The sequence below is a fragment of the Dysgonomonas sp. HGC4 genome (genome assembly GCF_001261715.1).
GTDB lineage: Bacteria > Bacteroidota > Bacteroidia > Bacteroidales > Dysgonomonadaceae > Dysgonomonas_A.
In genome coordinates, this window is record NZ_CVRU01000101.1 from 1 (window position 1) to 10,375 (window position 10,375).

5 protein-coding genes are annotated in these 10,375 nt (G+C 35.7%); all 5 read left to right on the top strand.

The features are described 5' to 3' along the window. The first annotated feature begins 365 nt into the window (after positions 1-365). The 5 genes from HGC4_RS10425 to HGC4_RS10445 all read left to right on the top strand — a co-directional run bounded on the left by HGC4_RS10425 (position 366) and on the right by HGC4_RS10445 (position 10,166). Complete coding sequence (locus HGC4_RS10425) at positions 366-3,884, top strand: SusC/RagA family TonB-linked outer membrane protein (RefSeq protein ID WP_050710076.1); 3,519 nt, start codon at positions 366-368, stop codon at positions 3,882-3,884. An 18-nt stretch (positions 3,885-3,902) separates the two neighbouring features. Then, positions 3,903-5,780, top strand: coding sequence for a RagB/SusD family nutrient uptake outer membrane protein (locus HGC4_RS10430; RefSeq protein ID WP_050710077.1), 1,878 nt, complete (start codon positions 3,903-3,905; stop codon positions 5,778-5,780). Between the two features lie 114 nt (positions 5,781-5,894). Beyond that, positions 5,895-7,379 carry a glycoside hydrolase family 10-like protein gene (locus tag HGC4_RS10435; RefSeq protein ID WP_050710078.1) on the top strand — a complete coding sequence of 495 codons (1,485 nt, stop codon included), beginning with the start codon at positions 5,895-5,897 and terminating at the stop codon, positions 7,377-7,379. A gap of 38 nt (positions 7,380-7,417) precedes the next feature. Beyond that, positions 7,418-8,587 carry an exo-beta-N-acetylmuramidase NamZ family protein gene (locus HGC4_RS10440; RefSeq protein WP_050710079.1) on the top strand — a complete coding sequence of 390 codons (1,170 nt, stop codon included), beginning with the start codon at positions 7,418-7,420 and terminating at the stop codon, positions 8,585-8,587. A 118-nt stretch (positions 8,588-8,705) separates the two neighbouring features. Next, the gene (locus tag HGC4_RS10445; RefSeq protein ID WP_050710080.1) at positions 8,706-10,166 is read left to right on the top strand and encodes a sodium:solute symporter; all 1,461 of its coding nucleotides are present in this window, start codon (positions 8,706-8,708) and stop codon (positions 10,164-10,166) included. Positions 10,167-10,375 lie beyond the last annotated feature (209 nt).

A 10,375-nucleotide genomic window follows, 5' to 3' on the forward strand; every position in this document is an offset into this window, starting at 1 on the left:
AATATTATTATACATTTGAAAAAGAACTTGTATGCTATATTAAATGATAATATACGATAATCTGAAATTATTAACTATTTCTTATTTTGCTATTAATTCTATCTATTGAATTAGTATGACTCTTATTTCTGATATTTAGTGATATTATGAAAGTGTTTTGGTTTTGTTACTATTTTTTTGATTTTGTAGAGAAGAGAGATTGACCGATACTTTGATAGTATGTCTAAATACATTAAGCTCTTATTTGTTTATGTTAAAAAAAACTTTTATTTGACTCTGAATATTAAATGTGAACCTTAAATATAAACCTTCTCTATGTTGCTATTGTGGAATTATAATTTTATTAAAATTAAATCAACTAGTGTATGAATGCATTAAGAAAAATGACAAATTCTTTGTCAAAGAAATGGCTGCTCTTGCTGTCTGTTTGCTTTTTTGCTTTAATATTGGGTACTCAACCCGTATTGGCTAATCCTGAGGGATCAAATACTTCTTTTGAGTTGCAACAAACAATTCAAAAAGTAGAAGGGGTGGTAAAAGACAATAAGGGAGAACCATTGGTGGGTGTGAGCGTGATTGTTAAAGGAACAACATCAGGAACTGTTACAGATATTGATGGGAGATATACCTTGAATATTAATACACCTAATCCTATTGTTGTATTTACTTATATTGGCTATAAACAACAATCGATTACGCCGACCAAAACAGTTTTGAATATTGTTATGGAAGAAGATTCTAAAATGATGTCTGAAGTTGTTGTGGTAGGGTATGGTCTTCAAAAGAAGGAAAACTTAACAGGTGCTGTATCTTCTGTAAGAGTTGATGAGACATTAGGTAGTCGTCCTATTGCTGATGTGGGACGAGGATTGCAAGGTGCAGTTCCCGGACTTACTATTACAATACCCAGTGGTGAGGTGGGATCTGATCCTACTATGAAGATTCGTGGACAAGTGGCATCATTGGTTCCGGGTTCATCATCTGCACCATTACTTCTTGTAGATAATGTGGAAGTTCCAAGTATACAAATGATAAACCCTGATGATATAGAATCTATATCTGTATTGAAAGATGCAGCATCAACTTCAATTTATGGTTCAAAAGCTGCATTTGGTGTTATATTAATCACTACGAAAAGAGGTGCAAAAACCGAATCGTTAACCGTTAGTTATTCGAATAACTTTGCATGGCAAAATGTTGCAAAGAAAATGGAAATGGCTGGTATTGATGGTATAGAGTATAGCTTATTAGCTATGGAGAGAGTGGGCGCATCTACTACTTCTGGTGTATTCTGGAAGATAGACAGAACTAGCTTTGAAAGATCAAAAGAATGGTTATCTCAATATGGAGGTTCAGTCAAAGCTACTGATCCACTAATTTATGGAAGAGATTGGTACAGACAAGGCTCTTCTAATATGGGAGTTCGCTTGTATGATCCTTATGAAACAATGGTGAGAGAGTGGTCTCCTGCTCAGACACATAATCTTTCGGTAAATGGTAGAAGTGGTAAAACCGGATATAATATAGGATTGGGATATTTACTTCAAAATGGTATGACAAAACCAGCTGAGCACGATGACTTTAAACGTTATAATGCTTCTGTAAATGTAACTACCGATATCAATAAGTATTTCAGTGTTAGAGCTGGTACAATTTATTCAGATCGTACAAAACGTTATCCAGGTTCGGCTTCTTCGACTTCCGATCCATGGTATTACATGTATCGTTGGGGTCCTATTTCTCCTGTTGGAGTTCAAGAGGATGGAGTGGATTTGAGAGAACCAGTTGCTGAAATTCGTAACACGAAAACTGCAAGTATTAGAAATATATACCACAATATAAATTTAGGAGCAACGGTTAATTTTACTAAGAACTGGGATTTTAAGTTCGATTATACATATGCTAATCAACAGGATATAACAAGTAGAGCTTTAGTTGATTTTACAGCAAGAGATTCTTGGGCTAGTATTGCTGCTCCGGTATTAAGAACAGATGGTCAAGGTAATCAAGTATATGTAAATACAGCAGGACAACAAGTGGCTAGTGATGCACCTGGAGCGATGCCTGCATACCAATTATCTTTGATTACATATAATCCTCCCGGAGGAGCAGGAAATACTCAAAATCACATCTATCGCAGATCAAGAAATACTGATGAAGGAATTATAAATGCCTATTCTACCTACAATTTAAAATTGGGAAGAGAAACCGAACATGTATTTAAATTTATGTTAGGTCTGAATAGGGTAACTAAAAAATATGCAGAGAACTGGACTCAAAAAACAGGATTACTTGATTTTTCTAATCCTCAATTCCCTTTAGCTACTGGTAATGTTACAGGTAGTGGCGAAGAGTATTGGGAAAGTCAGTTAGGATATTTTGGACGTATCAATTATGCGTATATGGATAAGTATCTATTAGAAGCTAATTTACGTTACGATGGATCTTCTAAATTTCCAACAGATTTGAGATGGAGATGGTTTCCTTCTTTCTCTGCCGGCTGGATATTAAGCAATGAGAAATTTATAGAATCGTTAAATTTAAATCCTGTTTTGAGTTTTACAAAATTCAGAGCATCATGGGGATCGGTAGGAGATCAGTCTGTACCTAACAACTTGTATGTACCTATCTTAACGAATTATACAACTACTTGGTTGAATGGTGATACACAGTTCGAATCGTTCCGTAATCCTTTAGCTGTTCAGTCAAATATTACATGGCAAAATATCGAGAATCTAAATCTTGGTCTTGATCTTAGATTTCTTAAAGATAAAATAGGTGTGTCTGTAGATTGGTTTCAACGTAAAACCAATAATATGATTATTCCGGGAGATGCTTTACCATATACATTTGGTACACCTGCGCCTCAAGGTAATTATGGTAACTTAAGAACAAGAGGTTGGGAAGTAGCAGTTGATTTTAATCACAGATTTTCAAATGGTCTATCAATAAATGGATTGGCTACCTTCTCTGATGCATCTACTTATATAACTCAAAATGCAGATCATTTACTTCCAATGGAAGACAGATCAATAGATGGACAATTTACAGGTAGACGCTATGGCGATATATATGGTTATAAAACGGATAGATTGTATCAGTGGGCTGATTTTGAAACGGATGGAAATGGTAATTTGTTAACAACTACTGTAAAAGTTGACGGAGTGGAAAGAACAGTTTATAAACTTAAAGGTGACAATCCTGTGTATCAGGCAAAGCTTGAAGGTGGTAACTTTAAATTTGGTCCTGGTGATGTCAAGTATGTTGATTTGAATGGAGACGGTGCAATAAACGATGGCTCAAGAACTGTTGGTGATATGGGTGACTTAACAGTCATCGGTAACTCAACTCCACGTTACGAATATGGATTCCGTTTTGGAGCAGATTTTAAAGGATTCGATATGTCGGTATTCTTCCAAGGAGTTGGAAAACGTGATGTTTGGGGTAATGGACCTTTGGCAATAGCAGGTTTTAACTCCAATGACGGAGCCATGGCTCAGGCTATAGCAGGCGATTTCTGGACAGAAGACCGTACTGATGCATTTTATCCTCGTGCTTTTAATTTAGCGGGAAGTTCAAGCATATATAATATGCAACAACAATCGCGCTATTTGTTAAATATGGCTTATTTGAGAATGAAGAATCTAACGTTTGGGTATTCAATACCTACACCTACACTTAAAAAGTTGTACTTGACAAAAGCACGTTTTTATGTTTCATTTGAAAATTTAGTGACTTTTGATAAATTAAGAGGCTTGCCTATCGATCCGGAAGCAGTTGCAGGATACTCAATGTTCAATGAGACTAACTATAACGGAGGTCGTACGGGAGCAGGTATTCCAACATTCAAAACAGCTTCATTTGGGATTCAACTAAGTTTCTAACTCTAAACTATAAATACAATGAAAACTAAGATAATATTATTTACCTCAATCGTCTTTATACTTTTTTCGAGTTGCGAAGACGTACTTGATCGACCTCAATTGTCGTCGGCAAATGATGATACTTATTGGGTTAATGAAAATAATGTTCGTCTCTTTATGAACGAATATTATCCCTACCTCTTTGTAGGATATAATGTTAACTGGGGAGTAAATTATACGCCAATCACGGGGTATACCTTTAGTGATGATGTGATGACTGCTGCTAAACAAAAGAATTTTGATGTTTCGATACCTGCTTCTGTTGGCTCTAGCGCACCGCCTACATCTACTACTTATACTGATTTTCCTGCTTGGTTGGCTAATTATACTGGTCCGACATGGAATTTCTATTGGGTGCGTAAATCGAACTTGATGATTGATCGTGTTGAAAGCAGAATGTCTACGATTCTTAATGAGGAACAAAAAGCACATTGGATAGGTGTTGCTAAATTTTTCAGATCAATGTATTATTCAACATTAGTACAAACATTTGGTGACGTACCCTATTATGACCGTCTTATATTAGACAATGAACTGGATGAGTTATATAAAGACAGAACCCCAAGAGATGTGGTAATGGATGCAGTTTATGATGATTTTAAATATGCTTTGGAGAATGTTCGCGTAAATGATGGTGAGCAATCAGTAAACCGATATATTGTAGCTGGTTATGCAAGTCGATTGATGTTGATAGAAGGTACTTGGCAAAAATATCATTACAACAATACTGCCAGAGCTCAGAAATTTTTACAATTTGCTAAAGAAGCATCTGAATTTTTGATGAATAGCGGCAAGTATGATATTGTAACAGATTTCCGCAGCTTGTTTGGTTCAGAAGATTTGAAAGGCAATAAAGATTGTATATTGTTCCGTCATTATAGCAGTGCTAAATTGGTAACACATTCGGTTGCATCAAATTCTAATTTGAATGAGTCTATGGCAATAGGAGCAAACCTTGCATTGTTAAAAGCATTTACATGTAGTGATGGTAAGACTTGGCAAAATTCAACATTAAGCAATGCCAATAAATTTGATCTAGCCAATCTGGTTAAAACCCGTGACCCTCGCTTCGAAGCTACATTCTTTTATAAGCCAAGAATGCAAGCGGTGAGTTCTGCTATTTATGCTACTAAGTTTATTAGTAGAGAAGGTACAAGCTACGAAGGAGTTAATCTTCCCGCTAAGTTTACTTCAACTAATAATACCAATGATTATCCAGTTATCCGTTATTCGGAAATACTTCTGAATTGGATTGAAGCTAAAGCCGAACTAGCCACTTTAGGTGGTGCAGCCGTTACACAACCGGATATTAATCTATCAATAAATAAAATACGAAACAGACCTTTGGATGCAGAAGCTATTGCTAGAGGTGTAAGTAAAACTAAAGCAATGGAGTTGACTGCTATTACTGACTCTTATGATCCTGCTCGTGATTCAGATGTACCTCCTTTGATTTGGGAGATACGCCGCGAACGCCGTATGGAATTTTTCTTGGAGCATTCGCGTATTGCAGACCTTAGACGTTGGAAAAAAATAGGATATATGAATGGAACTACACATCCTGATATTCTGAAAAGTATATGGATAGATATTCCTGCTGAATTACCTGGTTTGTTGACTGCAAGTAATAAAGGTAAAGTGTCTGTTATAAAAGAAAATGGAACACGCGTTATTTATGATGGAACTAATAACAGCGATATGGTAGGATATTTTAGTCCTGCGGGAGTTGTAGATAGAGATCCGTTCGAAAATATAGCAGGTGTGAATGTTTACTTGGCTCCGGTTGGACTAAATCAAATAACCGATTATGAGACAAGAGGATATACTCTTAAACAAACAAGAGGATGGGGTGAATAATCCTAAACACAAATAGAAGAAGCTCTTCTTTGTAATATTTATGAAGAAGAGCTCTTACTAAAAGATTACTTTATAAGATAGGTCTTAGACCTTCAACTTAAAAGCCTATTATCAATGAAAAAGACCATAAGCTTATTACTAATACTATGTAGTTTTGTAACCTATTTATCTGCTCAGGCAAATAAAAGAGCTTTGCGTGGATTGTGGGTAGCTACCGTAGATAATATTGACTGGCCTACAAAACGAGGGCTTCCTATTGAAACGCAACAAGAAGAGATGGTTACGTTATTGGATAAGATGCAATCGTGCAATATGAATACGGTCATTTTTCAAATACGACCAACTGCTGATGCCTTTTATAAATCGAAGTTTGAGCCATCGAGCTATTGGTTAACTGGAGAGCAAGGGAAAGATATGGGATATGATCCTCTACAATTTGTAGTTAATGAATGCCACAAAAGAGGGATGTATCTACATGTTTGGTTGAATCCATATCGTGTAAATTACGATACTGCGGTTAATAATAGTTATGCAAAAGATCATATTCTGAATAAACATCCCGAGTGGATTATTAACTATGGTAAAGCCAAGTATTTTAATCCTGGATTGGATGAAGTACGTCAATTTACCTGCAAAGTAGTAAAAGATATAGTTGGTAATTATGATATTGACGCTATTCATATGGATGACTACTTCTATCCTTATAAAATAGCAGGTGAAGAGTTTCCCGATTCATTAACCTTTGTACAACATCCTCGTGGATTTACGGATAAAGGTGATTGGAGAAGAAATAATGTAAACCTTATTATCAAGGAAGTGAATGAGGCTATCAAAGAAGAAAAACCTTGGGTAGAATTTGGTATCTCTCCATTTGCTATCTGGCGAAATAAGACAGAAGATCCGAGAGGTTCAGAGACTAAGGCTATGAGTAACTATGACGGTTTGTATGCTGATATACTGCTTTGGCAAGAAAAAGGATGGATAGATTATGTGCTGCCTCAATTATATTTTAATATAGGATATCCTATTGCCGATTATGCAATATTAGCCGATTGGTGGTCTAAATATAACTATGGTGCTAATGTATATGCGGGTTTAGCTCCTTATCGAGTGTCTAAAACCGCAAAACAAAAAGAATGGCATAATCCTAAACAACTGGTTAAGCAGATTCGTCGAAATATGAGTGATCCTAATTTACAGGGAGAAATATATTTCAGTGCAAAATCGTTCTTTAATCCTGAATATAATATTCCGAAGTTGGTTAGAAATGAGTATAAGACATTGACAATTTCACCAGAGAATAATAGAATTGAAAGAATAGAACCTCAAAATCCTCAGAATGTATCTATGAAATTGGAGCAAGATAAGTATCTGCATTTAAGATGGGATAGGGGAGACAATGCAAAACGTTTTGTAATATACAAGTTCAAGAAAGGCGAGCCAGTTAATAAAAATAATGCTGAATATATTGTTACTGTAACTGGTTTAACGGAAGTGACATTACCTTATAAGGATAATAAGGATTTGAAAAAATATCGTTATGGTATAACCAGTTTGAGTCCTACTCATGCCGAAAGTGCAATTGTTTACTTTGAATAACATATATTAGATTACTTATCTGTCAAATTAATAGAACCATGAAAATAATCAAGATTGTTATCATCTTATTTTTTAGTAGTATTTTACAAGTATATTCGCAGTCTGCGGAGGTATTGGTAGGAGCCGAATCTACTAAAGAATACTTTCCCTTGTTGAAAGGAAAACGGATAGCCGTTATGTCTAATCACACAGGTATGGTTGGTAATGAACATTTGGTTGATCTTTTGGTAAAGAGTAAATTCAATGTGGTCGCCATATTTTCGCCCGAACATGGTTTCAGGGGCAATGCAGATGCAGGCGAGCATGTCTCAAGTTCGGTAGATGAAAAAACAGGTGTACCCATTCGCTCATTGTACGATGGAGATGCAGGTAAACCGAGTAAAGAATCTATGGATCTTTTTGATGTTATGATTATTGATATTCAGGATGTCGGCTTGCGTTTTTATACCTATTATATTACAATGGCTAAGTTGATGGACGCCTGTGCAGAATATAATAAGAAAATGATTGTTTTGGACAGACCTAATCCCAACGGGCATTATGTGGATGGACCGATATTAGATATGAAACACAAATCGGGGGTAGGTTGGCTTCCTATTCCGGTGGTACATGGAATGACATTGGCTGAATTGGCTCTCATGATAAATGGTGAAGGATGGTTACCCGAGTCGCGAATATGCGATGTAGCGGTGATTAAGTGTAAGAATTATACACATCAAACTCTGTATCAATTGCCGATAGCTCCGTCTCCAAATCTTCCGACTATGAAGTCTATCTATTTATATCCTTCTACTTGTTTGTTTGAGGCTACACCTGTAAGTTTGGGGCGTGGTACTTCCTTTCCTTTCCAAGTGTACGGGCATCCCAATATGAAAGGCTATAGCTTTTCGTTTACACCGAGAAGTATTGAGGGGGCAAAAAATCCTCCACAGTTAAACAGGCTGTGTTATGGTGTGGATTTGAGGAGTGTATCGGATGAAGAAATTTTTAAAAATGGTTTTGATTTATCATATGTTATAGATGCTTATAAAAATCTTAATTTAGATGATCATTTTTTTCGTCCATTCTTCGAAAAGTTGGTAGGTGTTGACTACATTCGAAAAATGATAATAGAGGGGAAATCAGCTCAGGAAATTAAAGCAATGTGGCAGGATGATGTTACTAAGTTTAAGAAACAACGAGCTCCATATTTATTGTATGAAGAATAAAGGTTGTAGACCTTTGATGTAGTAGGGGAAGCTTTATATATTCAGCCAGAGAAAGCATTATATAGGTTTGTTCTTGCAACAAGAAACAGATCATTAAATATTTTTAGATAAAACAACTATGGATCCTATATTAGTACTACTAACTATTGCCTCTTATTTTGTTGTCCTTTTTGGTATATCCTATGTTACAGGACGTAGAGCCGATAATCAGGGCTTCTTTGTAGGCAATCGAAAATCGTCGTGGTATGTTGTTGCTTTTGCAATGATCGGATCGGCTATTTCGGGAGTCACCTTTGTGTCTGTACCGGGAATGGTGGCAACAAGTGGCTTTGCATATCTGCAAATGGTAATGGGGTTTGTAGTGGGGCAATTGATTATTGCATTTGTATTGATACCTCTTTTCTATAAGATGAATCTGACTTCTATTTACGAATATCTTGAAACTCGATTCGGCATATCAACTTATAAAACGGGAGCATGGTTTTTCTTTATATCCAAAATGTTGGGTGCTGCCGTGCGTCTGTTTTTGGTTTGTCTGGTATTACAGTTTTTAGTATTCGAACCTTTTGGGCTATCCTTTTTTATAAATGTAATATTTACAGTGGGACTTGTATGGCTTTATACGTTTAGAGGTGGAGTGAAATCGTTGATATGGACAGATTCGCTGAAAACTTTCTGTCTTATATTTTCGGTTGGATTGTGTATTTACTATATCGCCTCTAATTTAGGACTCAACTTTTCGAGCACATTGTCTACGATCTACGATCACGATTACTCTAAAATATTCTTTTTTGATGATGTAAACGATAAGCGTTTCTTTTTCAAACAATTTCTTGCAGGAATATTTACGGTGATTGCCACAACGGGGCTCGATCAGGATATGATGCAAAAGACTTTGAGTTGTAAGAATTACAAGGATTCTCAAAAGAATATGGTTACTAGCGGAGTGTTACAGCTCTTTATTATTCTTCTGTTTCTTATGTTGGGTGTTCTGCTTTATACATTTGCAGCACAAAATAATGTGCCTTTACCTACCAAGAGTGATGAGTTGTTCCCCATGTTGGCAACGAAAGGATATTTCCCCATTATTGTAGGAGTATTGTTTGTGATAGGTCTTATATCGGCTGCTTATGCTGCAGCGGGGTCGGCACTCACCGCACTTACTACTTCATTTACGGTGGATATACTGGAAAGTCCGAAGACGAAAACCGAGGAAGAAGTAGCCAAAATCCGTAAAAAAGTACATGTGGGTATGGCAGCTGTGATGGGTATTGTAATCATTATAATTAATGTCTTAAATAATACCTCTGTTATAGATGCTGTTTATATTCTTGCCAGTTATACATACGGACCTATTTTAGGACTCTTTGTATTTGGTATTTTGACGAAGAAAGCGGTAAAGGACAAATTCATTCCACTTGTAGCAATCGTGGCACCAATACTTTGTTTTATTATCGATAAAAACTCGAAAGAGTGGTTCAATGGATATCAGTTTAGTTACGAACTTCTGATAATGAATGCTTTCTTTACGTTTATAGGACTCCTGTTATTAGTAAGAAAAAAAGAGAATATGATATAAGTAGAGGTGTATAATATATACTTCTACAACTAAGAAATAATAAATTTTGTATTACATAATTTCAAAAAAATATGAAAGTAAATATTAATTGCTTTATTCCATTTCAAAGTGCAAATCAAGTAAAAGAGACTGTTGAAACTTTGAAAGCATCACAGCTGGTAAATAAAATCTATTTACTGACCGATAACGATTGTAAAGATAAAGTAGAG